We start from the raw sequence: 26,516 nt of genomic DNA on the forward strand, positions 1-26,516 counted from the left end.
CTCCAATATACGAATAATCTGACAAAATGATATTTCGGTAATGTTATTTTTTCGAAACAACAAAGACGACCTTTTGGGCCGCCTTTGTTTATAGCAGGGAGGGGATTATAAACCCTGTCCGTGACAGTTCTTGTATTTCTTACCGCTTCCGCAAGGGCAAGGATCGTTGCGGCCTACGCGTTTTTCGGCGCGAACCGGTTCCTGGCGCGGCTGTTGCGGTGCACGGGCTTCCGGATCGTTGTTGCCGGTGATATCGGTTTTTACTGCACGATATTTGCTCATGTCCTGGTGACGTTCGGCCTCGGCTTTCTGGATGGCGATACGCTGGCGGGCTGCTTCTTCGGCTGCTGCCTGGCGGGCTGCCATAGCCTGCTTTTCTTCTTCGGTCGGTTCTTCGCGGACAGGGATCTGACCACGCATCAGGACGGCTGCTGTCTTGCGGTTCATTACGTCCACCATGTTCTTGAACAGGTTGTATGATTCCAGCTTGTAGATCAACAGAGGATCTTTGTTTTCGTAGCTGGCGTTCTGTACCGAGTGGCGCAGTTCGTCCATTTCACGCAGGTGTTCTTTCCAGGCTTCGTCGATCGTATGCAGGACGATTGATTTCTGGAATGCCTTTGTGATGGCCTTACTCTCTGTTTCATATGCTTCTTTCAGGTTGCAGGAAACATTATACATGCGTTTGCCGTCTGTGATCGGGATCATGATGTTTTCATACATTGCTCCCTGGTGTTCGTAAACCTGTTTGATAACCGGGTTGGCAACCTGTGTCATGCGTTCCATACGGCGTTTGAACAGTTGCAGCGCTTCGTCGAACAGTCTGTCGGCCAGTTTATCCGCCTTTTCGCTCTTGAATTCCTCTTCTGTGAACGGACATTCCATAGCGAACGTCTTGAACAGTTCCAGCTTGAAGCCTTCGTAATCGCCATCCGAATGCTGGTCGACGATTGCAACGGAAGTATCATAAATCGTATTCAACACGTCCAGTCCGATACGTTCTCCCATCAGGGCGTGACGGCGGCGGGTGTAGATCACGTTACGCTGTGAGTTCATCACGTCGTCGTATTCCAACAGGCGTTTACGGATACCGAAGTTGTTTTCTTCCACCTTCTTCTGTGCACGTTCCACAGACTTGCTCAGCATGCTGTGCTCCAACACTTCGCCTTCCTTGAATCCTAACTTGTCCATCAGTCCGGCAATCTTTTCGGAAGCGAACAGACGCATCAAGTCATCTTCTAAAGAAACGAAGAATACAGAAGAACCCGGGTCACCCTGACGTCCGGCACGACCACGCAACTGGCGGTCGACACGGCGGCTTTCGTGACGTTCCGTACCGATGATAGCCAAACCGCCGGCAGCTTTCACTTCCTGCGATAGCTTGATGTCGGTACCACGACCGGCCATGTTGGTAGCGATTGTCACCGTACTGGTTTGTCCGGCTGTTGCTACGATCTCGGCTTCCTTCTGGTGCAACTTCGCATTCAATACGTTATGTTTGATCTTGCGCATCGTAAGCATACGGCTCAGCAATTCGGAGATTTCGACGGATGTCGTACCGACCAGTACCGGACGTCCGGCTTCGGTCAACTGCACGATCTCTTCGATTACGGCGTTATACTTTTCGCGTTTGGTCTTGTAGATGCGGTCGTTCATATCGTTACGGGCGATCGGGCGGTTTGTCGGGATTACGACAACATCCAATTTATAGATGTCCCAGAATTCGCCTGCTTCCGTCTCAGCCGTACCGGTCATACCTGACAGCTTGTGATACATACGGAAGTAGTTCTGCAGGGTGATCGTTGCGAATGTCTGTGTGGCAGCTTCCACTTTCACACGTTCCTTGGCTTCGATAGCCTGGTGCAGACCGTCCGAATAACGGCGTCCGTCCATGATACGGCCCGTCTGTTCGTCGACGATCATGACCTTGTTGTCCATCACCACGTATTCGTCGTCCTTTTCAAACAAGGTGTAAGCCTTCAACAGCTGGTTGATCGTATGCACACGTTCGCTCTTGACAGAATAGTTGGCCAGCAGTTCGTCTTTCTTGGCCTGTCTTTCTTCCTCGTTCTGGATGTGCTCCAGTTCGGAAAGCTGTGAGGTGATATCAGGCAATACGAAGAATGTCGCGTCGTCCGAGTTACCGGTCAGCAGGTCGATACCTTTATCTGTCAGTTCGATGCTGTTGTTCTTTTCGTCGATCACGAAGTACAGTTCGTCTGTCGCTTCGTGCATATGGCGCATGTTTTCAGACATGAAGTATTCTTCCGTCTTCAACATCTGGGCCTTAACGCCCTGTTCGCTCAGGAATTTGATAAGCGCCTTGTTGCGTGGGTATCCCTTGAAAGAGCGGTAGAGCTGGATGGAACCTTCTTCCACCTCTTTCTGGTCGCTGCTTGCCATTTTCTTCTTGGCTTCGATCAGGAATTTGGAGCAAAGGTCTTTCTGTGCATTAACAACCACTTCCACGTTCGGACGGAACTGTTCGAACAACTGTTCCTCACCGCGGGGGATCGGACCGGAGATGATCAACGGCGTACGGGCATCATCGATCAATACGGAGTCGACCTCATCGACAATCGCATAGTTGTGTTTGCGCTGTACCAGGTCGTTCGGGCTGATCGCCATATTGTCGCGCAGGTAGTCGAAGCCGAATTCGTTGTTCGTACCGAATGTGATATCTGCATTGTAAGCCGCACGGCGGGCATCGGAGTTCGGCTGGTGTTTGTCGATACAGTCAACGGAAAGTCCGTGGAACATATAAAGCGGGCCCATCCATTCCGAGTCACGTTTGGACAGATAGTCGTTCACTGTTACGACATGCACACCGTTGCGTGTCAGCGCGTTCAGGAATACCGGCAGAGTTGCTACCAATGTTTTACCTTCACCGGTTGCCATTTCTGCAATCTTACCTTTATGCAGAACGACACCACCGAACAGCTGGACATCGTAGTGGACCATGTCCCAAGTGATTTCGTTACCGCCGGCAACCCAATGGTTGTGGTAGAGGGCTTTGTCGCCGTCTATTTCCACAAAGTCGAATTTGGTAGCCAGATTGCGGTCGAAGTCGTTTGCCGTCACTTCGATCGTTTCGTTCTCTGTGAAACGGCGAGCCGTATCTTTCATGATGGAGAATACTTCCGGAAGAGATTCTTCCAGTACGACTTCCATCTTTTCTGTGATTTCTTTTTCGATCTTGTCTACTTCAGCCCAGATCGCTTCACGTTCTTCCAGTTCTTTGTCGTCGATGCCTTTGCGCAGTTCTTCCACTTTGGCGCGTTCATCGGCTACATAGTCCTGGATACGTTGTTTGATCTCGTCTGTTTTTACACGAAGCTCGTCGTTCGAGAGCTTTTGGATTGACGGACATACGGCCTTGATCTTATCCACATACGGGGTAATCTCTTTCAGGTCACGCTGCGACTTGTTGCCGAACAGCTTCGTCATAAATTCATTAAATCCCATGATATAATTATTGAATTGAAGATTAAGAGTTCTCCTAATCTTCGGACGTTATTATTCTTTTATTTAGTTTTAAAATAGTATTGTTTGAAACCGGGGGAACTGATGATTCAATCTTATTTTTTGATTGTCAATTCCCGGAGCGGCAAGCTGAGGGATGCGTTTGGCGGTCTGATCCTCAGCACGTGGGTTACCGTAGGGGCTACCTCTGTGGCTTTTACTTCGCGGTAGATATGTTCCGGTTTGAGACCGTTGCCCATAAATACCAGCGGGGTTATCACTGCATTATTTCGTATTACTTTTATTTTCGCTTTCGGATCGTCGTTGTTGATGGTCCATCCCGGTTGCAACTCGATGATCAGGTCGCCACGGTTTGACAGATGCGTACCATGTAGGTATTGGGAAGTTTTTTCGTTCCAGTTGCCCGTACGGAGCACATTTTCCGTTGCAACGAACTGTACGCCGCTGAACTCGCGCAGGAATTCGGCGGCCTTTTCCTGTATGGTGATCAGTTCCAGCTTGGCATCTTCTATCGCTTTGCGGTTCAGATAAATCTGGTTGTTATAGAAACCTTTTACCCAGTTTGTGTGCTGGCCGTAGAGAGCCATCAAGTACATATTGAGCAGGGCGACGCACCGTTTCGGGTGGAATTCGCCGTTAATCAGCTGCATCCCTTCCGGGTATTCTTCTTCGCTCTTGTAATAGCCGGAACCGGTGAATACGATCAGCGTATTGTTGAGCCCGACCTTCTTGTCGATCTTGTCCAGCAACTCCTCCAGGTCCTTATCCAGTTGATAGTAAGTGTCCTGTATCTCGCGGGTGTATTCCTTGTTCATGTTTCCTCGATAGTTGCCGGCATAATAAGTGATGGCAAGCATATCCGGACAGGAACGTGTACCGAAAGCTCCGTATTCGAGGAATTGAAGCGCCAAGCGGTTGACTTCCTTATTGATAAAGGGCGAGGTCTTTAAGTTGAAGAAACACTCGTTTGTGTTTTCCTTAAATGTATATTTGAAAGGAATTTCATCCAGCACATACGGGAAAGCATTGAATTTGTCCAACGGCAATGACGGCGTCCAAGCCATCTGTTCCAGGCGTGCCGACAAGGATTCCGGCCCGTTATTGTAGCGGTCGACATACCAGGGAAGCCCTTTATAGTAAGTCGTTGTCGCCCATTTTCCGTTGTAATCGTCCATCCAGAATGCACCGTTGGCCGCATGTCCGGCCGAGATGATGGCGCTCTCCGGATTGGGAGCGATGGAGTAAACGTCGCTTCTTCCTTTGGAGGCGATTTTCAGTTCGTCTCCGATGGTGGAGCTGATTAGTTTGCGGGGAGAATAATGCTCTTTCGTATAGTTGCCGAGATAATCCGGATCGTTCAGGATCGAAACTTCCCTGTCTTTATCGAAATCGTATGTGTTAGTCCCGGATATCCCGTTGAAGTTCGGGTTGCTTCCGGTGAACAGGGTTGCAAAGGCGCTGGCCTCGTCGATATCGGAAAATTCGAACCGGATATTGCTATACACCAGTCCTTCATTCATCAACCGCTTGAATCCGCGCTCGCCGAATGTATTGTAGAAGTATTCGATGTAATCGCCACGCAACTGGTCAACCGTGATGCATACAACCAATTTGGGCGTGCTCTGTTGAGCCTCCATATTGGTCGCTGCCAGAATTGCGATGAGCGATGTTAGTATTTTCCGTACCCGATGTTCCATATTTTTCTGTAAACGCCATATCCCGAACGCAGCCAAAGGCTCATTACCAAAGGGATGAATGCTGTATTTAAGTGCTGTGGAATGAAATACCAGCCAGCCAGCATTAGCGTAAGCGCCGCAAAGTTAATAAAATGATAGTAATATGCAGCCTTTCTTAACTTTTTTACTGCAAACAAAATAACAGCTATCAGATCAAATGGTTGTAACCAGACGATCGACCAGTTCGGCCAGATGCTCGGATGCGTTGAAATGAAGCAGAGGAAGAACATCACGACACCTGCCATTCCCGCTATGAAAAACAGGACGCAGTCGACAATGCGGAAATATGTTTTCCGGCGCCATTCGATAAAAGTGACCGCTAACACAAGCAGGAAAAACGTCCAGCAGCAGACAAGCGGGGTGAAGAGATCGCTCTCCACGTCGGTATCGTCCGTGATCCCTTCCGTCAGGATTTGTTCCGAGCCGACCAGATTCCGGACCGAACCGTCTGTTCCGTTGATGGTAGCCTTCCCGAAAGCCTCTTTCAGATAGATCGGCAGGAACATCTCTTCGCGGGGCGTCGCGACGCGGTCGGTCGGGCTTCCCAACGCCAGGTCGCATCCGAATGTCAACCAGGGATGATTGCGGGTGCAATCGTTTATCATATTGCGGAACGTCTGTTTCCTACCCGGGTCGGGAAAATGAATCTTGCCTTCTACGTTCGCCTCCACGATAGCTGCCGGACGGGTCGCGCAGTTATCGAAAAAGAAATTATACCGGTAGACTCTGTTTTCCGGCCGGTTATTGATGAGCAAGGCCTCCCATATCCGGTTCTTCGTGATGGAGTCGAGGTCCAGCACTTGTTCCGTCACTTCGCTTCCCCGCATCTCATATTCGATCATGAAGTCTCGGAAGTGTTCCACACCTAATCGGTAATCCGTTTCCCCTTTGGCAAAGCGGTAAATGAAATTAGGTTTGGCAAAAGAGAAGATCCCGTAGTTGAACACCGCATCGATCTTTTGCGCCGCGTCCTGCACCCGGAGCGCCGAATGCCCGTAAACCGTATAAACCGCATCATCCGACGGCGAAACCGTCAGCAGGCTGATCTTCGCATCGTTACTAAGCTGTGGAGTCTGCGCCTGAAGCGGCAGCAGGAAAAAAAGTAATAAAGAAAGGATCAGGTGCTTATTTATTTTATTCCCCATAATTTGTAGCCTTTGTTTGCTCGTTCGATAGATTTTGCTTATTCCTATTTCCAGACTATCCGTCAGTAAATTTTTGTGTACTGCACGTGATTGTCTGCGCAACAAAGATACGACAGAACAGGAGAAAAAAGTGCCGGAGATGCGGATTATTTTCTCCGGCCTTCCAGTCTTCTTCCGAATACTCCTGCGATCAAGATGAAGATAGCAGCAAAGCCGGACAATGTAATCAGTGAGTCAAAGTTCGACTCCTGCTTGTAAGTCTGCTGCAGCACTTCGTCGTAGCTACGGACATCGAAAGATGATTCGTTGTCGAACCCGGCTAACGATTCGCGTACATGTTTCATCCCCGCGTGCAGGTCACTACCCGCCTTGAACTTCACGTAGGCGACGTCGTAGAAATGGCCTTCCTGTCCCCACTGGTACTTGCCCCACACGTAAAAAGCCATTGGCGCAACTTCCTGGCGGAAAGAGGCGAACTTGATGTCGGGGATGAAGCCGATAATTTCTGCCCCTTCTATCTTTTCATTCAACTTCAGGCCATATTCCGCCCTCGCCTTTTCGTTAAACAGATAGCAACCTGTCTCTTTCTGATCGTCTTCCGGGCGGAAATCCCGGCCTTCTGTCACTTCTATTCCCATAACTTTCAGGAAGGAAGATGATACGGGAATGCACTGGAAAGTAATCGGTTTACCGTTGTAATCGCGTCCGTAGCCCATGTATTGCTTTTGACTGGATAACAAGAATTGGGAATAGGTGACGTCTTTTACATCGGCGAATGCTTTCAACCGATTCGTGAATGCCTCCCGGTTTCTGTTGATCTTAACATTTAAATGAGCGACAACAGTTTCGTTTTTGTCATAACCTAACGGCGCATGCCGCATATAATAATTTTGCAGGTGCACGATCAAAGCTCCGGCGATTAGCACGAGAGAGACCGCGAGTTGGAAACCAATCAGCATGTTCCGCATCCGGTGTCCTATCCTGCTGAAGTTCGTGAAATTAATCCCGGCAATGATAAGGATGATAAAGGCGATGGAGAATAGAACGAATATCGTCTGGCGGCTCGCCTTCGGCATCGTGTCGAAATCCACGTTAGTCAGGAAATGGAGAGCCGGCAAAGAGGTCAGATGGTAGACGATCGCGTCCTTGTCTTCTCCGAACAAGCCGCTTTCGAGGATTTCTTTCGCATTGAAGTTCTTCCTGAAATTGTCCAGGACACTTTCTTTATTGGCCGGATCGTCGAGGCGGAGGAAAAACAGATAGCCCCAGTTTTCCCAATCGTCGTAGCTTTCCTTCGGATTCATGGATGCGTACATCGAGTTCTTCAGGGAAGAGTTGCGGGGGAAATCCTTATAGACGCCTTTGACGGTCATCGGAGCCATTTGCGGAATGTAAACGTGCAGTTGTTTGTTTATCGCCGATTTGTTGCCGAAGAGTCTCCGGGCTGTACTTTCAGGGATGATAACGCTGTTGGGCTCGTCTAACGACTGTGCGTCGCCTTCCAGCATGTCGAAATGGAAGACCTGCATGATTTCGGGCGAAACGCTCCAGACATCTTCATCGTAGTTCACCTGTTTTCCGTTTTGTTCCACATAGAGCAGGAAGTTGTTCGACCATGCTGCCATGACACATCCTTCTTTTATATGTGGAGACGATTCGGTAAACGCCCGTGCGAAAGGGCGGCAGACGATTGCTTTCGCGCTTCCGCCCTGTTCGATATCCAAACGGAATATCGAACAGGCATTCTTCTGGCAAGAATCGAAGCCCAGGTCATAATTCACTTGTATCATGATAAGCATAAAGGCCACAAAGGCAATGCTCAATCCCAACACATTCAATATGGTTGCCATTTTGAAACGGCGTAGCACACTCAGGAAGTTTCGCGCGATTGTTTTCATATCCGATGTGATTTAAAGTGAATTAATAGTTGTTGTTATCCGGTTGTTCTCAGACCGGTGTTTCGCCGCTCTTCGCTAACGAAACCAAGCCTCCCATAGCGCCCAGATTCATAGAATCGAGTGCCGAACTGGGAACGATGACCATAGAGCCTTTTTCTTTCAGGCCCTCAAACAGCATATTCATGCCTCTCAGATGCAAGGCGACAGGATTATTGGTGTACTTCCGGCTTGCCTGCTCGAACTTTTCGGCAATCTCCGTTTCGGCCGTTCCTAAGATGACACGCGCCCTTCTTTCACGCTCGGCCTGCGCTTCTTTACTCATGGCATCGGCCAGAGCCTGCGGGATGGCGATGTCGTTGATGCCGACGGTTTGACAGGTGATGCCCCAAGGGCTTGTGTTATGGTCTAAAACTTGTTGCAGGTCTTCGGCGATTTTATCGCGCTCCTGCAAGAGAGTCGACAGCTCATGTTTGCCGATCGTATCTCTTAAACCGGTTTGGGCGATGTGTTCGATGGCTTTCTGGTATTCCTGCACTTCCAGGGCTGCTTTTTCCGCATCCCAAACCGTCCAGTACACGACTGCATCCACATTGACCGGCACCGTATCTTTGGTCAGTGTCTGCTCCGCCTTGAAAGAACTAACCCGCACCCGCTGGTCGATATAACCCGAGACTGTGTCGATGATCGGGATGATCATAAAAGGACCGGGGCCTTTTAACCCTTTGTATTTTCCCATACGCAACACCACAGCACGTTCCCATTGGTCGGCAATGCAGATGGCGGAAGCCAGTAATCCGGAAAAGATAACCAGAAGCACCAGCATCGGAATGTTTATGATGTGCAAAACATACAACACAACCGATACGCAAAGCAATATCAGCAACACGGAAAGGGAAATGGGATTAAACCGCCCCTTGTTAATTACACTTGTTGTCATAATCTTTATTTTTTAGAAGTTCCTATATTCTTTAGTTCTCGTATGACTTCATTTAGGCTGAAGCCGTAACTGTGTGCAACGGAAGAAAACTGTATGCAAATTTCTTTCAGTTTATCATTCCTTTCCTTTTCCGGCATCACGTTTTCCGTCTTGTTGATAAAAGTTCCGGTTCCTTGTTGAGTCTCTAAAATGTCTTTAATCTCCAGTTCTTTATATGCTTTGGATACCGTGTTGAGGTTTACTTTTAACTCTACGGCAAGCGCTCTGACCGTAGGAAGCTGTTCGCCCAATTTAAGTTGTCCGGATGCTATACCGAATATAATCTGGTCGATAATCTGGCGGTAGACCGGCACTCCGCTGGAATAATCTAATACAAACTTAATCATAAATTCCTATATTATATTATACAAATATTGCACTATTGTTATATGACAAAGGTACGGAAAGATTTTAATCTTCCAAATCTTTTGTGAGATTTTTTCGGATAATTTCTGTACTCGTACATTTGTCCTTGTTTTCGGATATTTCCTACAGTGGGCATTAGGTTACATTCAAAACAATATATCTTCGTCGTTTGAGTTTTTATATATATGATAATTAAGGATATATTTGTCAACTAAATATTACAAGATGAAGACAAACAATCAGAAACGAATTACAAACAGTCGGATCCAGGAACTGAATCCAGGAGAAATATTTGTGTTTGGCAGTAACCTGGAAGGCGCTCACGGTGGAGGCGCAGCACTTTTAGCCTTCCGTAAATGGGGGGCAATCTGGGGACAAGGCGCCGGATTACAGGGACAAACGTATGGCATTCCTACGATGCATGGCGGAGTAGAAGAAATCCGCCCTTATGTGGATGAGTTCATCCGTTTTGCCAAGGAACATCCTGAACTGACTTTTCTGGTAACGGAAATCGGTTGCGGTATCGCTGGTTTCCGCCCGGAAGAGATAGCGCCTTTATTCAGAGATGCTGTTCCGGTTGAGAATATTCATCTTCCGGAAAGGTTTTGGAATATATTATTGGAATAACCGTTCTATATATTAATGTATTAGTGACGAAACTTGGAAATAATTAAATTTAAGATGGGAATAAGACAATTGTATTTACTGTTGGTTGTTGCAGCCTTGAATCTCGTCAAAGGTGAAGCACAGAGCTTTTTAAATGATACGATTGGGGTTCGTATGGACAGTACTGCCATAATAGGAGAATGTATTGATTTTCCTTGCTGGATACAATCTGTAAGTGCGGATTCTACAGGAACACTGTTCTTGGTACAAGGTCGCGATCTGAATAAAAAGGAGACATCTGTCAAGAACACCGGAGATATATGGATGATTTCTCTGCCTGATAAAAAAGTCTTGTGGCAACGTCCTATTAATTATTTTATGCAAGAGGCCAAACTTACGAATAAAGGAGTGTCATTTGTTTCAAAGGATAAGTACTTTTTACTTGATTTGCGGACCGGAGCAGAGATATGGAAAGGGAAGAAAATGGTCCCTTATTCATTGAATACACAGGGTAATTGTTTGTTGGCTTACAAGGGAAGTACAATGAATGGAGTTTCCAGACAATTGCAAGGCTATGATATGAATACCGGTGATATGTTATGGAAGCGGGAAATCAGCCATCGGTATGGTTGGAATGAAAGTTTAATGCTGGATGATTCGACAAGGCTGATTGTCTCCGACGGACTTCATACTGTAAACTTGTCTGATGGAACAGGTAATAGTTTTCTGATGAAAACCGGAGTTGATGACTATAGAGCGACTGCTGCATTGGGGGCATTAGGCGTTTTAAGCGGTGTTTTAACAGGAATGGCTGTTGTTCCTTATGGAAATAACGTAGTGGTTGATCTCGTTTCAGATGTGTTGCTTGATGATTCTTTGCTTTATGTAGCAAACCGGGAACAACTTCTTTGCCTGGATCGGCAACTAAATATGAAATGGGGATATCCGATTCCTGAAAGTTCAGCATCCCGCTCAGTACTCTTTTTTTATGGGGATTATTTGTATATGGTTAATTATGGATATGGATATCGTGATAATATAAGGAATCATTCGGATTCTTATGCCAAGAGTCATCTGAAGGCTAAGATCGGTAAACCATTTATTGCCTGTTTTGATAGGAAATCAGGTAAGAATATCAGTTTTCACTTTTTATCGGAAAAGAAGGAAATGGTTGAGGACTTGTGGGTTGACAGAGACAACGAACGTGCTGTTTTACTGTTTGAAGACCGGATGGTGGTAGCTCCGTTTGGGTCGGATTCCATGATGGAGTATCGATGGGATACCGAAACGGATGGCAAAATAATAGGCATGGTGAAACGTCCTTTTTATTTGGAAGATAAAAACAGTTCCGGTTTTAAGAAATGCAATGAAACGTTGGGGACTCCGACTTATTTTATTTACACGGATAAAGGGCAGGTCTTTGATGTCGATCAATCTTTGAATCGTTTGCAAACATTCTCTTTTGAGGAAATCGGATTTTACAGGTCGCTGCAGGATGACTTTTCAATGGTCGATTATAAAAAGGATGTTTATTTGTTGAACCCTGAAGGAAATAGAAAAGCGACTTTACGTGTTTCCTCTGATTTATTTACTATTGGAGATAAAATCTATGCTTTCAGTCCTGATCGAAAACGGCTTGTTGAAATATCGGGAATAGAAGAATGAAATACTGGTTGAATATATTATTAAGTTTGGTATCTGTTCAACAGGAAGACTTCTTAATTACTGCAGTTTCTGAGCCTCCTTGTTTCGATGGGGATATAAAAGCCTTTATTCAATCAAATATATCTTATCCTGTTGAAGCGCTTCATGATTCCGTAGAGGGACGGGTTTCTGTTGAATTTTGGGTTGACACTGCCGGTAATACGGTTAAACATGAGATTCTTCGTGGCGTGCGTGATGATTTGGATCGGGAGGCGTTGCGAGTTGCCCGCTTGATTAAATTTGTTACTCCGGCGAAGCAAAAAGATCGGCCAGTTGCTGTTAGATATGTTATTCCGGTTGATTTTTTTCTCGATGAACAAATGAATCGCAGGGTATTCTTTGACAAGGATACATCTGATTGCTTTGAAGAATTTAATGAGAGGTATGGGAAATGGATGGAGAACTCTCTTGTTACATTTTGGGCTGTACCTCCAAGTTTGAAGAGGTCGTCTAAAAAATATGCAGACTTGATTTGTGAAAGGCTGTCTGAAATAAACTATGGAAATCAGTACTTGCAGACAATGATATTGATAGATGAAAATGGAAAGCCTTATTGTTGTTCGCTTTCATCCCAAGAGAGTTTGGAAGGAGAGGATAGGCGTGCTATACTGGGACTTTTGAAGTCGTTAAGGTTTAATCCGGCGAAAGATATTAAGCGGAATGTCAAAAGTTTTTACAGTTTTTCCCCCAGGAAAAATAAAAAAGACGGTCGCTGGTTCTATCCCGAATCAACAAATTGGGAAAAGGAACGTAGGCATGATAAGTCCTGACCAGAAGGAAATCAACATTCAATTACTTAGGGGGGCTTATTGTATAAAACGCATTTTTCAGACCCAAAAGACATCCGAAACAAAACAAATGTTAATCCGCTTTTCGGGCCTCAAAAAGGGACTTTTTCGCTTTTTTTGAGCGTTTTCCGCAATTATGACCGTCCTCTTTGCCATTGCGACCGTTCTAATAGGCAGTGCACTCGGCACCTCGCGAAGATTAGGACGGTCGTAATGGCGATTATGACCGTCCTAATTGAAAAGAGGACCGTTTTCATGGCAAAAAAGCGTCTGAATTTCCTTGCGATATTTGGAACGCCGTCCGTTTTATTTTCAAATATTCGATTCTCCGGGAGTTAAGGTTTATCACATTGTCGGCGTTTTCGCTTTTTGGTAATCAAATTGTACGCTTTCCGAGACGGACTGCGCACCTCATTTTTTCTATTGTCATTCGATCTGATTAAAACCGTGAAAAGAGTCAATCCAAAATGGATCAAGATTTCGGATGAAATAGAAAAACGGCCGGAATGGGGGTTATTGTAATTTATTAGGTTTGCAGGAGGTTCAAAACTTGGCAGAACTGAACTATCCCGTTCCCGCGCTCCGACGCGGGATCGCAAGGAAACAGGCGTTATCCTGAACCTATAAATGAAGATTAAGGATGTGGCAGGCTATTTTGCGATCCCGCGTCGGAGCGCGGGAACAGGATAGCTCATTATTTCTTAAAACTGTTTCTGTGCCATTCAATAAAATAAAAAGCGGGTTGTCAAGGTAGTCTGTAAAGCGTTTGGCTAATTTATGAAATAGAGGACTGGGGGTATCTGTTTTTGAATATAGATAAAGATACTGATAATTCTTTCGTATCCTGTCTTATTTGCGTATATTTGTGAACATTTTGGCACGTCTAAGAATGAATACACAAATAAAATCTATTAATATCTAACATGGACAACTTGAAAAAAATCTCGTTAACCTTAGCGCTTTGCTGTGCCTCTTTTCATGGTATGGCGGATCAACAGCCGCTTGGGGGATTTAGTTATGGTTCGGTGGAAGCGCCGACCGGTAAAGAATGGGAGTCGCCTGAGAATCTGGCTCTGAACAAAGAACAGCCGCATGCTTATATTTTCCCTTTCCAGGATGTGGAGAATGCCCGTAAGGTGTTGCCTGAAAACAGTAAATTCTGGCAGTCGCTGAATGGTGACTGGAAATTCAATTGGGCGCCCGATCCCGATTCCCGTCCGAAAGATTTTTATAAAACAGAATTCGATGCCTCCGGATGGGATAACATCCCGGTTCCTTCCAGCTGGAATATCTATGGTATTCAGAAAGACGGAAGCCAGAAATATGGTGTGCCTATCTATGTGAACCAGCCCGTTATCTTCCAGCATAAAGTGGCGGTGGACGACTGGCGCGGCGGTGTGATGCGGACTCCTCCGACAAACTGGACGACTTATAAACACCGGAATGAAGTCGGCTCTTACCGTCGTAACTTCGACATCCCGCAGGATTGGGATGGCCGTGAAGTCTTTATCAGCTTCGATGGCGTCGATTCTTTCTTTTATCTGTGGATTAACGGTCAGTATGTCGGTTTTTCCAAGAATTCCCGCAACGCGGCTAATTTTAATATAACTCCTTATCTTCGTAAAGGGGCAAATGTAGTGGCGGCAGAAGTCTATCGCAGTTCCGACGGCTCTTTCCTGGAAGCGCAGGATATGTTCCGTCTGCCGGGTATTTTCCGGACGGTGGCTCTTTATTCGGTTCCGAAAGTGCATGTGCGCGACCTGGTTGTAACACCTGATTTGGATGCTGCCTATACGGATGGTTCGTTAGCAATCTCAGCCGACGTGCGCAATCTGGATAAGAAGGCGGCAAAAGGATATAAGCTGGAATATACGTTGTATGCAAACAAACTGTATTCGGATGAGAATACAAAAGTCGACAATGTGATCGCTACGGCTATGCTCGATGCCGTAAACCCAGGCCAGACACAATCAGCACAGGCTGTGTTGAACGTGAAGGCTCCCAATAAATGGTCGGCCGAATTTCCGTATCGTTATACGTTGGTGGCGGAATTGAAGAATGCCAAAGGAAAGACGGTGGAAACGGTTTCGACAATTGTCGGATTCCGCAAAGTAGAGATAAAAGATACGCCGGCAGAAAAAGATGAATTCGGGTTGGCAGGCCGTTACTATTATATAAATGGTAAGACTGTTAAGTTGAAAGGCGTCAACCGTCACGAATCGAATCCGGCGGTCGGACATGCCATTACCCGTGAGATGATGGAAAAAGAGGTGATGCTGATGAAGCGTGCCAATATCAACCATGTGCGTAACTCGCACTATCCGGATGATCCGTATTGGTATTTCCTGTGTAATAAATATGGTATTTACCTGGAAGATGAGGCGAATATCGAGTCGCACGAATATTATTATGGTGCTGCTTCCCTGTCGCATCCGGTTGAATGGAAGAAGGCTCATGTAGCACGTGTGATGGAAATGGTCCATGCCAATATCAACAATCCGGCTATCGTGATCTGGTCGTTAGGAAACGAGGCGGGCCCGGGCGATAACTTCGTTGCCGCTTATAATGCTTTGAAGCAGGTAGATAAATCACGTCCTGTTCAATATGAACGTAATAATGACATTGTGGATATGGGTTCGAACCAATATCCGTCTATCGGGTGGACGCGTGGCGCAGTAAAAGGCGATTATGATATCAAATATCCGTTCCATATTTCCGAGTATGCCCATTCGATGGGAAATGCTTGCGGTAACCTGGTGGATTATTGGGAAGCGATCGAATCGACGAACTTCTTCTGTGGCGGTGCCATCTGGGATTGGGTGGACCAGTCTATGTACAATTACGATAAGAAGACCGGCAAACGTTATCTGGCTTATGGAGGTGATTTCGGTGATACGCCGAATGACGGGCAGTTTGTGATGAACGGTATCGTGTTTGGTGATCTGGAGCCGAAACCGCAGTATTACGAAGTGAAGAAAGTGTACCAGAATATAGAGGTGAAAGCCCTCGATGTACAGAAAGGCTCCTTTGAAGTCTTCAATAAATACTATTTTAAAGACCTTTCGGATTATGACGTAAAATGGTCGCTTTATGAAAACGGCAAGGAGGTTCAAACCGGTCTGGTTAATGCCGGAACAATTGCCGCCCGTACCAGAGCGAAAATATCGATTCCTGTGCCTTTCGATAAACTCAAAAACAGTTCGGAGTATTTTGTAAAGGTACAGTTCCTGCTGAAAGAGAATATGCCTTGGGCTGAAAAAGGATTTGTGCAGGCAGAAGAACAGATGTTGTTGCAGGAGGCGACAGCACGTCCTTCTATAGCCGAAGTGACAGCTTCTGCCGGAAAAGTAAGTTTGAATGATTCGGACGCTTCGATTAAAACGATAGCAGGCGATGGCTTTGTCGCTAAGTTCGATATGGGAACGGGTACAATTTACAGTTTGGTGTATGGCGGTAAAACGATTATAGCCGACGGAAATGGACCGAAGCTCGACGCTTTGCGTGCTTTTACCAATAATGATAACTGGTTCTATTCGCAATGGTTTGAACAAGGTCTTCACAACCTGAAACATAAAGCAACGAACAGTACGATCCTGGAGAAAAAGGACGGTACGGTTGTCCTTGCTTTCACTGTTGAATCGCAGGCCCCGAACGGCGCAAAGATTAAAGGCGGGACAAGTTCCGGAAAGAACAGCATTGAAGAATTGACAGATTCTAAATTCGGAGAAAACGATTTCAAATTTGTAACCAATCAGATTTGGACTGTTTATCCGGATGGCTCTATCGAGTTGCAGTCCAGTATCACATCCAACCGTCCGAGTCTGGTTTTGCCGCGCTTGGGTTATGTAATGAAAATGCCGAAACAGTATTCCGACTTTACTTATTACGGACGTGGACCGGTCGATAACTATGCCGATCGTAAGAGCGGGCAGTTTATCGAACAGCATAAAAATACGGTGGCAGGTGAGTTTGTAAACTTCCCGAAACCGCAGGATATGGGAAATCATGAAGATGTGCGCTGGTGTGCATTGACCAATCCTGCCGGAGAAGGTGCCGTGTTTGTGGCCACCGACCGTTTGTCTGCATCCGCTCTCCAGTATTCGGCTTTAGACCTGATTCTGGCACCGCATCCGTATCAGTTGCCGGCAGCCGGAGATACGTATCTGCATCTGGATGCAGCTGTGACCGGATTGGGAGGAAACAGTTGCGGACAAGGCGGGCCGTTGGAACAGGACCGTGTTTTTGCCGGCCATCATAATATGGGCTTTATCATCCGTCCTGCCGGAAAAGATCTGACGGCAACGGCTAATGTCGCACCTGCCGGTGAAGTACCGTTGACAATCATGCGTAACCGTGCCGGAGCGGTAGAACTTTCTTCTGCGCGTAAAGGAGCCGTGATCTGCTATACGATCGATGGAAAAGGGAAAGCAAAAGAATATACGGAGCCGATTCCATTCCGTGATGGCGGCATGGTAAAAGCTTGGTTTAAGGATAATCCTGAAATCAATGCGACGGCTTCATTCAGCAAAATAGAAAGTATCCAGACTGAAGTAATCTATACGAGCAGCGAAGAGTCCGGTTATGGAGATGCCAAGAATTTGACGGATGGTGATCCGAATACGATCTGGCACACGATGTTTTCAGTAACGGTTGCCAAGTATCCGCATTGGGTGGATCTGGATGCCGGCGAAGAAAAGCTGATCAAAGGATTTGCATTCCTGCCCCGCCAGGATGGCGTTAACGGAAATATCAAGGATTACTCCATCAGTGTCAGCCAGGATGGTAAGAACTGGGGCGAACCGATACAAAAAGGCACTTTTGAAAATAACCTGAAAGAAAAGAAAGTGCTGTTTGATAAACCGGTAAAAGCCCGTTATATCCGTTTTACAGCATTGAGCGAGCAGCGCGGACAGGATTTTGCTTCCGGTGCCGAGCTTGTGATTCTTGCTGATTGATTGATCTTTATATCATATATTGAAACAGGAAAGAGATTGTCCTCTTTCCTGTTTTTTTACTTTGTGCCTTCAAGATGTCTGTTATCTCATCATTTTTATGTTTCTTTGCGGAAAAATTCAGACACGTGAATCTTATTATAGAACAAGGAAACACATCATCGAAGGTGGCTGTATACAACGGGAAGCGTATGGAAGCTTCTTTTGTGTTTAAGAAGTTCGACGTGGAAGTTATCTCTGGCATATTTAAGAAATATCCGTTGACAAAAGGAATATTCTCTACAGTGATAGACAAAGATGACGAGCTGGTCGCATACTTGGAAACGAATCTTCGGAATTTTGTGTTTTTGGATGAAACGGTGCCTCTTCCGATTACGGTGCAGTATAAAACTCCCAAAACATTGGGCCGGGACAGGCTGGCTGCCGCCGTCGGAGCCAATTACCTGCAACCTGGAAAGGATTTGCTGGTGATCGATGCCGGAACGGCTATTACATATGAACTGGTCGATGCTTCCGGTGCTTATCTGGGCGGGAATATTTCGCCCGGGATGACAACCCGGTTCAAGGCTCTGAACCAGTTTACAAAAAAATTGCCTTTGGTGGTCGAGCAGGAGGAGATACCCCTGGTCGGAACGGATACGGAAACAGCGATTCAAGCTGGAGTAGTAAATGGTATAGTGTGCGAGATGGATGGGTATATCGAAAAGCTTCGGCTAAAATATCCTAACCTTTTGGTTTTTTTAACAGGCGGTCATTCGTTTTATTTTGAAAGACGGCTAAAAAACTCCATCTTTGCAGACATTAATTTAGTGTTGACAGGATTAAACAGAATCTTAGAGTATAATGTTGAAGATTAATAAGGTACTAATAACAAGCGTTCTTATATTCACACTGTTGCCTTTGATGGCGCAAAACAATACTAACTCGCCCTATACCCGTTTCGGATATGGTGATTTAGGAGAACGTTCGTTCGGCGCAGGTCGAGCCATGGGCGGTGTAGGTTACGGATTACGTTCGCCAAAACAGATCAATCCGATGAACCCGGCGTCATACAGTTGCATGGACTCCCTGACATTTCTCTTTGATTTTGGTATAGCCGGCCAATTGTCATGGTTTGATGACGGGAATGCCCGCCAGCATGACATAAACGGAAATGTAGAATACATCGCGATGCAATTCCCGATCCATCGGCGTGTAGCCTTGAGTGTCGGCTTATTGCCCTATTCCTATGTCGGATATAAATTCGGGGCTTTGCGTAACGATCAGGATGTAACGTTTACGGAAACTTATAACGGATCAGGCGGTTTGAGCGATTTGTATGGAGGTATTTCCGTGGATATCTGGAAAAAACGTTTGGCTGTCGGTGCCAATTTCGGCTTTTTGTTCGGGAATATTAAGCATTCGCAGTTAATCAATATGGCTGCGGAAGGTTCAGGCGCTTATAATACTTCCCGTAGCCAAGAGTTGAGAGTGCGTGATCTCCTGATGGATTTCGGAGTGCAATATACACATCCTTTCAGTAAAACGGAAAGTGTTACATTAGGGCTTGTCTTTTCTCCGAAAAGGAATCTGAATGCTGATTCTTATAATTATACGGAAACGCTGACCTCCGGAGGATATACGGATGAGGTTATTTCTTCCGATACGATTTCTAACAAAGAATTCGGGCTTCCGAACAAGTATGGAGTTGGCCTTTCATATGTGAAACAAAATAAATTAACGTTAGCGGCTGATTTTTCCTATGAAGATTGGGGAAAAATGCTTTACTTTGGTGAGAAAGGTAATTTTAAGGACCGTTACCGTATAGCTGTTGGTGGTGAGTTCATTCCGGATTATATGCGTAAATCATATTTCAGCCGGGTTCGCTATCGTGCAGGTTTTCATTATGGCAATTCATATTTGCGTATGAACCGGACTGAGGCTAATCCTTCCGGAGATGGTTATAATGAAATCGGAGCAAGTCTCGGTTTAGGATTACCGTTGATCGATAACCGTTCATTGATAAACATATCGTTTGAATATGTAAAAAAGAAACCGGAAGTGCGGATGAATATGATTGATGAACAATACTTCCGTTTTACTGTGAACTATACGTTCAACGAAGCTTGGTTTATGAAGTTTAAGGTCGATTAATTAAATAGTTAACTTTAATAGAAATAAATATGAAGATCAAAGTATTATTATTAGCTCTCGGATGCTCGATGATGTCGTTCGGAGCTTATGCACAAAAAGGTGTGGATACTGGTACTCCGTTCGGGTCTGGTGAAGACAGCGTACGTTGTATTACCAATATCAGCTTGTTTACCCCTTACGCCAAAGCAGGGAATTTCAAGGATGCTTATGAATTCTGGCACCAGGCTTATACCGAATGTCCGGGAGCTCATAAGGATATTTACCTGTATGGTGTGAAAATCATGGACTGGAAAATCAATACAGAAACGGATCCGGCTAAGAAAGCTGCTCTTATCGATGAATTGATGAAAGTTTATGATACGCGTGTGAAATATTTCGGCAATGACCGGAAGTATGGTAAAGACTGGATTGTTGCTCGTAAAGCAGCCGATTATATCCGCTTGAAGGGTGATGATGCTGATCCTAAAGTGTATTATGCTTGGTTAGGTGATGTTATCAATGAGTTTGGTGAAAATACCGAAGCAATGGGTGTCTCCCTGTATATGATGGCTTCCCACCGTCAGTTGCTGGCTGATCCGAACTTCAAGGAAACTTACCTGGAAGATTATCTGAAGTGTTCTAAGATCATTGCTACTCAGTTAGCTGCTGCTCAGGCTGCAAATAATGAGAAGGAAGTGAAGAACCTGACTACTTACAAATCTGCTATCGACGGCGGTTTTGCCGGTAGTGGCGCTGCTGACTGTGAGACTTTGCAGGGTATGTATGCTCCTAAGGTAGAAGCTGCCAAGGGTAATCTGGAAGCCCTGAAAGAAATTGTTTCAATGTTGAGACGTGTCCGTTGCCAGGAAATCGAAGCATTCTATACGGCTGCTGCCTATGCTTATGAATTGGAACCGAGTGCAGATGCTGCTCTGGGTATTGCAAAACAAGCTGTAAAAGCAAAAGATTACGATAAGGCAATCAAGTATTTTGAAGAAGCAGCCAACATGGAAACAGATGCTGTTTCAAAAGCTGAAGATTACTACCTGATCGGTGTACTTTTGTTCGAACAGAACAACTTGGCAAAAGCAAGACAGTATTGCCAGAAAGCTATCGAAACAAACCCGGATTACGGAGCACCGTATATCATGATCGGTAACATGTATGCTAAATCTGCCAAGTCTATTTATCCGAATGACCCGGTATTGGCAAAAGTTGTATATTATGCAGCTATTGACAAATTTGAAAAGGCAAGACAGGTGGATCAGAACGTAGCAGAAGACGCTGCAAAATTGGCTAATACGTATCGTGCTCATCTCCCTTCTACGGAAGAAGTATTCATGCACCCGGATCTGGAAAAAGGTAAAACATTCAGAATTGGCGGCTGGATCGGTGAGACTGTAACAATCCGATAAGTATGAATTGGAACCGTTTTCTTTGTAAAACGAATAATCAAGGCATAACAACTATCTTTACGGTAGTTGTTATGCTTCTTTTATTTACTGCCTCTTGCGGGAGTGATAATAAAGAGGTCGTGGTGGTAGCCTTCGACCCGGAGACAACCTATACCTTGAAGACTACGGACTACTCGACCTTAATTTCCGATTCGGGGATTACGCGTTATCGTGTGAATGCTAAAGAAATGTTGAGCTTCGATAAGGCGAAAGAACCGTTTTTGTATTTCCCGGAAGGTTTTTATGTGGAAAAATTCGATACCTTGTTCAATACGGTAGCAAGTGTCAAAGCTGATACGGTCTATAATTATAAGAAAAAAGAACTATGGAAACTGATCGGAAACGTGAAAATAGAAAGTGTGGAAGGAAAGAAGTTTGAGACTTCCCTGCTCTTTTTTGATCAGAAAGAAGAAAAAGTCTATTCCGATAAGTATATACGGATAGAAGAAGAGGATAAGATAATAACAGGTATCGGGTTCGAATCTAATCAGGATATGACTCGTTATAAGATATTTAATTCACAGGGTGTTTTCCCGGTCAATGAGTCGGCTGTTGCCGATTCAACGAATACTGAGGCTTCGGTAGATTCCGTTGCTGTTAATGCTGTCCCAACGGTACAGCCTGTGACCTCTGATACAAACTAAATGGGAGCATTGACATACATATTAATATCACTGGCTTTTTCGGCTTTTTTCTCAGGAATGGAGATTGCTTTTATCTCTTCGAATAAGCTGCGCTTTGAACTCGACAAGAAGGAAAAAAGCCTGACGAGCAAAATTCTGGAAATCTTTTACCGGAATCCGCATCAGTTTATTTCGACGATGTTGGTCGGAAACAACATCGCATTGGTTGTTTACGGCCTGCAGATGGCTATTGTCTTGGAGCCGTTTATCGCCCGTGTGGTCAATAACGAGGCGCTGATCGTGCTGATCCAGTCTATCATTTCCACCCTTCTGATTCTGTTTACGGGTGAATTTATTCCGAAAACGATATTTAAGCTGAATCCGAATTTTTCACTTACCTTGTTTTCGGTACCTTTATTGATCATTTATATCGTATTATATCCGATTTCCAAGTTCTCGTCTTTACTTTCCTTTTTGATTCTGAAGATTGTCGGGGTAAAGAACGTGACCGATTCGACACAGCGGGCTTTGGGAAAGGTGGACCTCGATTACTTCATTCAACAGAGTATAGAGGATGCGCCGCAGAATTCGGATATGGATACGGAAGTCAAGATATTTCAGAATGCACTTGATTTCTCAAACGTACGTCTGCGCGATTGTATTGTTCCCCGGACAGAGATTGTAGCGTGCGACAAGACGGTAACAATAGAAGAGCTACGTTCCCGTTTTATTGAAACCGGACTATCCAAGATACTCGTATATAATGAGAATATAGACGATATTATCGGATATATCCATTCGTCGGAGATGTTTAAGAATCCGGAGGATTGGACGCAGAGTATCCGGAGTGTCTCGATCGTGCCGGAAACGATGGCTGCCAATAAGCTGATGAAAGTCCTGATGCAGGATAAGAAGAGCCTGGCTGTCGTGGTGGATGAATTCGGAGGAACCTCCGGTATTGTGACCTTGGAAGACTTGGTGGAGGAAATTTTCGGGGAAATTGAAGACGAACATGATATAAAGTCCTATGTGGCAAGGAAGGTCGGAGATGACGAATACCTGCTGTCCGGCCGTATGGAGATCGATACTTTGAACGAGAAGTTCGATCTGGAGTTGCCGGAATCGGATGATTATGTCACGATCGCCGGTTTCATTCTGCACTTCTATCAGAAATTCCCGAAGCTGAATGAAACGGTAGTAATTGATAAGTATTCTTTTAAAATCATAAAAGTTACAGCAACGAAAATCGAGTTAGTTCGTATGAAAGTAACGAGTTAATTAAAAAAAGAGCATAAAAAGATGCAGCAATCTCTTTTTTTCGTATCTTCGTGCCCTTAAAATGTGGAATAATAAACTTTAAAAATAGATAAAGATAAATGGCTACGCTGGAAAAAATCAGAAGCAAAGCAGGACTGTTAGTACTCGTTGTGGGTTTAGCATTGTTCGCTTTTATCATCGGTGACTTTTTGAACTCCGGTTCTACTTATTTCAGACAATCTCAGGAGAAGGTTGCGGAAGTAGACGGAGAAGTTATTAAAATTCAGGATTATCAGAATCGTGTAGACGAGATGACTGAAATGTACAAGATGCAGTCAGGTTCGGCCAGTCTGCCCGAAGAATATCAGACTCAGATCCGTCAGTCTGTATTCGATGGTATGGTACAGGAGATCGTATTGGATAATGCGACTTCCAAATTAGGCTTGACTGTCAGCCCGGAAGAACTGTTCGATATGGTTCAGGGTGAAAACATTTCTCCGATGATCCAACAGATGCAGATGTTTGTGAATCCTCAGACAGGCGCATTCGATAAAACTGCATTACTGAACTTTTTGAAGACTATCGACGATGATAACATCGCCAACTATCCTGCCGACCAGCAGGCACAGTTGATGCAGGCCCGCCAGTTCTGGATGTTCTGGGAAAAGAATATCAAACGTCAGCGTCTGGAACAGAAATATACGACGCTGTTAAGCAAGGCTGTTTCTGCTAATAAGCTGGATGCAAAAGACGCTTTCGACGGTTCTGCCGTAAGTTCGGATATCGTTTATGCAATGCAGTCTTACGCTACGATTCCTGATTCTACAGTTCAGGTAAGCAAGAGCGAAATTGAAAAGCTGTACAACCAACGCAAAGAGTTGTTCAAACAAAAAGAAGGTAAAGTAATCAAATATATTGCTGTCGATATCCGTCCGAGCAAGGAAGACTATGATAAGGCAAGTGCAGAGATCGAATCATTGAAGAGTGAATTGGCCTCTACGGATCGGGTAGCTGACCTGGTTACTGAAAATTCTGAAATACCTTATCTGGATGCTTTCTTCGCAGAAAACGCATTGGATGCTGAAATGAAACAGTTTGTAAAGACTGCAAATGTCGGTGATGTATATGGCCCGGTATTTGAAAACGATAAATACAGAATGTTCAAGCTGGTTGACAAGACAGTTGCTCCCGACTCTGTAAAAGTAAGCCATATCATGTTGGCCAATACTGGTGATGAAGCTGCAATTAAGGCTAAAGCCGACAGCTTGCTGAACGTATTGAAGAAAGGCGGCGATTTTGCTGAACTGGCAAGAGAGTTCTCTGCTGACCAGGCTGCTGAAAAGGGTGGCGAATTAGGTTGGTTCACGGAAGCAACAGCTTTAAGAGGCGTAAACGAAGATTTCAAGAAAGCAGTCTTCTCTACTCCGGTTAATGATTATTCAATCGTAAAATCACTGTATGGAACACATATTGTCAAGGTTACTGAAAAGACAGCCAATGTCGATAAATATAAAGTAGCCGATATCGATATGACTGTATCTCCGAGCACAAAGACTTATGGTAATATCTATAACGAGCTGAACCAGTTCATCTCTAAAAATCACGATATGAATAAGTTGGATGACGCTGCAAAAGAAGCCGGTTATAACCTGCTCTCAAATGTAACGGTTACAGCTAACGACCAGCTTTTGGGTTCTATCAAGAACTCCCGTCCGGTTGTCCGTTGGGCTTTCCAGAACAAGAAAGGCGATATCTCTGAAATCTTCGAATGTGATGATAAGTTTGTGATTGCAGCTATTCAGGGAACATTGCCGGAAGGTTATCGTTCTGTTGAATCGGTTACTCCGATGTTGAAGTCTGAATTGGTAGCCCAGAAGAAAGGCGAAAAGATTTCTCAGGATCTGGCTGCAAAGAATCTGACTTCTGTCGATGCTTATGCACAGGCGATGAATTCTTCTGTGGATTCTGTTAAGTTTGTTAGCTTTGCAACACGCCGTATCGCCGGTATCGGTGTCGAACCGAAACTGAATGCTATGGTTTCACTGGCTCAGGAAGGTCAGTTGAGCGCTCCGGTTGCAGGCAACAACGGTGTATATGTATTCAAAGTGTACGGACAAAACAAAGATGCTAAGGATTATGACGAAGCAGCCGAAGTCAAAACATTGGATGCTTCCAATGCTTACCGTTTCGGTTTCCAGGCTATCCAGTCATTGGTTAACAAGGCAGATGTCGAAGACAACCGTATCCGTTTCTATTAATCGTAAACAATAGCGGCAGCTTGCTGCCGGACTATCATAGGAAACCGCCAGTCGTATCCCGATTGGCGGTTTTTTTATATCTTTGCGCCAAAGAAACAGATGAAGGATCATGAGTGAGAAAAGACGTTTATTGGGAATGACCCTGGAAGAGTTGAAAGAGGTGGCTGCCGAAGTCGGACTTCCGGGTTATGCTGCAAAGCAAATGGCAGATTGGCTGTATAAAAAGAAAGTGGCCTCCATCGCTGCCATGACAAACATTGCGGCAGCCAAACGCGCTTTGCTGGAAGAAAATTTTGAAGTAGGGGCTGTGCCTCCGTCCGACCTGATGAAATCGGTGGACGGGACAATCAAATATCTCTATCCGGCCGGTCCGGGCAATTTTGTAGAGTCGGTCTATATTCCGACAGACGACAGGGCTACTCTGTGTGTCTCCTCACAGGTGGGCTGCAAAATGAACTGCCTTTTCTGTATGACGGGCAAGCAAGGTTTTACCAAGAATCTGACGGCTAACGAAATCCTGAACCAGATACAATCCCTTCCGGAAACGGATGAATTGACCAATATCGTTTTTATGGGGATGGGAGAGCCGCTGGACAATGTGGACGAACTGTTCAAAGTGCTGGAGATTCTGACTGCATCGTATGGGTATGCCTGGAGTCCGAAACGGATCACCGTCTCCACGATCGGAGTGGCCAAAGGACTTAAACGCTTTCTCGAAGAGAGCGAATGCCACTTGGCAGTCAGCCTTCATTCTCCATATCCGGCAGAACGCCTTTCCCTGATGCCGGTCGAAAAGGCTTTCCCGGCACGCGATATAATCGAGACGATCAAACAATACGATTTTACCCACCAGCGCCGCGTGTCATTCGAATACATTGTTTTTAAAAATTTGAACGATGATCTTCAACATGCAAAGGCTCTGATTTGTTTATTAAACAAAGTCCCCTGTAGAGTCAACCTGATTCGTTTCCATGCAATCCCCGATGTTCCGTTGGAGAGCTCGGATCTGGGTAGGATGGAAGCATTCCGGGATACCTTGAATGCCGCCGGCGTAGTCTGTACGATCCGGTCGTCGCGTGGGGAAGATATATTTGCAGCATGCGGAATGCTTTCTACGGCTAAGAAACAACAAAAAGGGTAGAAAAGGCCTCTGTTGAG

Annotated in this window: 17 protein-coding genes; 11 read left to right on the plus strand and 6 right to left on the minus strand. The window is 45.3% G+C overall.

The features are described 5' to 3' along the window. Positions 1 to 105: 105 nt before the first annotated feature. The 6 genes from secA to DWU89_RS03150 all read right to left on the minus strand — a co-directional run bounded on the left by secA (position 106) and on the right by DWU89_RS03150 (position 9,585). The gene (secA, locus tag DWU89_RS03125; RefSeq protein WP_115498217.1) at positions 106 to 3,465 is read right to left on the minus strand and encodes a preprotein translocase subunit SecA; all 3,360 of its coding nucleotides are present in this window, start codon (positions 3,463 to 3,465) and stop codon (positions 106 to 108) included. A gap of 113 nt (positions 3,466 to 3,578) precedes the next feature. Beyond that, a complete protein-coding gene (locus DWU89_RS03130; protein ID WP_115498218.1) occupies positions 3,579 to 5,180 on the minus strand; it encodes an alkaline phosphatase family protein in 1,602 nt (533 codons plus the stop codon). Further along, positions 5,153 to 6,352 carry a lipoprotein N-acyltransferase Lnb domain-containing protein gene (locus DWU89_RS03135; RefSeq protein WP_115498245.1) on the minus strand — a complete coding sequence of 400 codons (1,200 nt, stop codon included), beginning with the start codon at positions 6,350 to 6,352 and terminating at the stop codon, positions 5,153 to 5,155. Before DWU89_RS03135 ends, DWU89_RS03130 begins: the two co-directional genes overlap by 28 nt. 158 nt (positions 6,353 to 6,510) lie before the next feature. Beyond that, positions 6,511 to 8,262: an ABC transporter permease gene (locus DWU89_RS03140; RefSeq protein ID WP_115498219.1), complete on the minus strand. Its 1,752-nt coding sequence runs from the start codon at positions 8,260 to 8,262 to the stop codon at positions 6,511 to 6,513. A 49-nt stretch (positions 8,263 to 8,311) separates the two neighbouring features. Beyond that, complete coding sequence (locus tag DWU89_RS03145; protein WP_115498220.1) at positions 8,312 to 9,199, minus strand: slipin family protein; 888 nt, start codon at positions 9,197 to 9,199, stop codon at positions 8,312 to 8,314. A gap of 5 nt (positions 9,200 to 9,204) precedes the next feature. After that, positions 9,205 to 9,585, minus strand: a complete 381-nt coding sequence (locus DWU89_RS03150; protein ID WP_115498221.1) for a GntR family transcriptional regulator — start codon at positions 9,583 to 9,585, stop codon at positions 9,205 to 9,207. A gap of 244 nt (positions 9,586 to 9,829) precedes the next feature. On the opposite strand from DWU89_RS03150, the gene DWU89_RS03155 reads away from it, so the two are divergent. The 11 genes from DWU89_RS03155 (at position 9,830) to rlmN (ending at position 26,499) form a co-directional block, all read left to right on the plus strand. Beyond that, a complete protein-coding gene (locus DWU89_RS03155; RefSeq protein ID WP_115498222.1) occupies positions 9,830 to 10,231 on the plus strand; it encodes an A1S_2505 family phage non-structural protein in 402 nt (133 codons plus the stop codon). A 54-nt stretch (positions 10,232 to 10,285) separates the two neighbouring features. Beyond that, positions 10,286 to 11,875, plus strand: coding sequence for an outer membrane protein assembly factor BamB family protein (locus DWU89_RS03160; protein ID WP_115498223.1), 1,590 nt, complete (start codon positions 10,286 to 10,288; stop codon positions 11,873 to 11,875). Then, positions 11,872 to 12,684 carry an energy transducer TonB gene (locus DWU89_RS03165; protein ID WP_115498224.1) on the plus strand — a complete coding sequence of 271 codons (813 nt, stop codon included), beginning with the start codon at positions 11,872 to 11,874 and terminating at the stop codon, positions 12,682 to 12,684. Before DWU89_RS03160 ends, DWU89_RS03165 begins: the two co-directional genes overlap by 4 nt. A gap of 950 nt (positions 12,685 to 13,634) precedes the next feature. Next, positions 13,635 to 17,657, plus strand: coding sequence for a glycoside hydrolase family 2 TIM barrel-domain containing protein (locus tag DWU89_RS03170; protein ID WP_115498246.1), 4,023 nt, complete (start codon positions 13,635 to 13,637; stop codon positions 17,655 to 17,657). Between the two features lie 74 nt (positions 17,658 to 17,731). After that, the gene (locus tag DWU89_RS03175) at positions 17,732 to 18,511 is read left to right on the plus strand and encodes a type III pantothenate kinase (RefSeq protein WP_115498225.1); all 780 of its coding nucleotides are present in this window, start codon (positions 17,732 to 17,734) and stop codon (positions 18,509 to 18,511) included. Further along, positions 18,498 to 19,787, plus strand: a complete 1,290-nt coding sequence (locus tag DWU89_RS03180; protein WP_115498226.1) for a hypothetical protein — start codon at positions 18,498 to 18,500, stop codon at positions 19,785 to 19,787. Before DWU89_RS03175 ends, DWU89_RS03180 begins: the two co-directional genes overlap by 14 nt. A gap of 29 nt (positions 19,788 to 19,816) precedes the next feature. Next, positions 19,817 to 21,181 carry a tetratricopeptide repeat protein gene (locus tag DWU89_RS03185; RefSeq protein WP_115498227.1) on the plus strand — a complete coding sequence of 455 codons (1,365 nt, stop codon included), beginning with the start codon at positions 19,817 to 19,819 and terminating at the stop codon, positions 21,179 to 21,181. A gap of 2 nt (positions 21,182 to 21,183) precedes the next feature. Beyond that, positions 21,184 to 21,864: an LPS export ABC transporter periplasmic protein LptC gene (gene lptC, locus DWU89_RS03190; RefSeq protein ID WP_115498228.1), complete on the plus strand. Its 681-nt coding sequence runs from the start codon at positions 21,184 to 21,186 to the stop codon at positions 21,862 to 21,864. Further along, complete coding sequence (locus tag DWU89_RS03195; protein WP_115498229.1) at positions 21,865 to 23,121, plus strand: hemolysin family protein; 1,257 nt, start codon at positions 21,865 to 21,867, stop codon at positions 23,119 to 23,121. A gap of 98 nt (positions 23,122 to 23,219) precedes the next feature. After that, entirely contained in the window at positions 23,220 to 25,358 is a 2,139-nt protein-coding gene (locus DWU89_RS03200) for a peptidylprolyl isomerase (protein ID WP_115498230.1), read from the plus strand. 109 nt (positions 25,359 to 25,467) lie between these two features. Beyond that, positions 25,468 to 26,499, plus strand: coding sequence for a 23S rRNA (adenine(2503)-C(2))-methyltransferase RlmN (gene rlmN, locus DWU89_RS03205; RefSeq protein WP_115498231.1), 1,032 nt, complete (start codon positions 25,468 to 25,470; stop codon positions 26,497 to 26,499). Positions 26,500 to 26,516: the final 17 nt, after the last annotated feature.

The sequence above is a fragment of the Parabacteroides acidifaciens genome (genome assembly GCF_003363715.1).
Lineage (GTDB): Bacteria > Bacteroidota > Bacteroidia > Bacteroidales > Tannerellaceae > Parabacteroides > Parabacteroides acidifaciens.

Coding starts and splice junctions, on each gene's coding strand:
- DWU89_RS03160 (WP_115498223.1), top strand. CDS start 10,286: ATGGGAATAAGACAATTGTATTTACTGTTGGTTGTTGCAGCCTTGAAT.
- lptC (WP_115498228.1), top strand. CDS start 21,184: ATGAATTGGAACCGTTTTCTTTGTAAAACGAATAATCAAGGCATAACA.
- DWU89_RS03180 (WP_115498226.1), top strand. CDS start 18,498: ATGTTGAAGATTAATAAGGTACTAATAACAAGCGTTCTTATATTCACA.
- DWU89_RS03140 (WP_115498219.1), bottom strand. CDS start 8,262: ATGAAAACAATCGCGCGAAACTTCCTGAGTGTGCTACGCCGTTTCAAA.
- DWU89_RS03130 (WP_115498218.1), bottom strand. CDS start 5,180: ATGGAACATCGGGTACGGAAAATACTAACATCGCTCATCGCAATTCTG.
- DWU89_RS03195 (WP_115498229.1), top strand. CDS start 21,865: ATGGGAGCATTGACATACATATTAATATCACTGGCTTTTTCGGCTTTT.
- secA (WP_115498217.1), bottom strand. CDS start 3,465: ATGGGATTTAATGAATTTATGACGAAGCTGTTCGGCAACAAGTCGCAG.
- DWU89_RS03165 (WP_115498224.1), top strand. CDS start 11,872: ATGAAATACTGGTTGAATATATTATTAAGTTTGGTATCTGTTCAACAG.
- rlmN (WP_115498231.1), top strand. CDS start 25,468: ATGAGTGAGAAAAGACGTTTATTGGGAATGACCCTGGAAGAGTTGAAA.
- DWU89_RS03175 (WP_115498225.1), top strand. CDS start 17,732: ATGTCTGTTATCTCATCATTTTTATGTTTCTTTGCGGAAAAATTCAGA.
- DWU89_RS03145 (WP_115498220.1), bottom strand. CDS start 9,199: ATGACAACAAGTGTAATTAACAAGGGGCGGTTTAATCCCATTTCCCTT.
- DWU89_RS03150 (WP_115498221.1), bottom strand. CDS start 9,585: ATGATTAAGTTTGTATTAGATTATTCCAGCGGAGTGCCGGTCTACCGC.
- DWU89_RS03155 (WP_115498222.1), top strand. CDS start 9,830: ATGAAGACAAACAATCAGAAACGAATTACAAACAGTCGGATCCAGGAA.
- DWU89_RS03185 (WP_115498227.1), top strand. CDS start 19,817: ATGAAGATCAAAGTATTATTATTAGCTCTCGGATGCTCGATGATGTCG.
- DWU89_RS03200 (WP_115498230.1), top strand. CDS start 23,220: ATGGCTACGCTGGAAAAAATCAGAAGCAAAGCAGGACTGTTAGTACTC.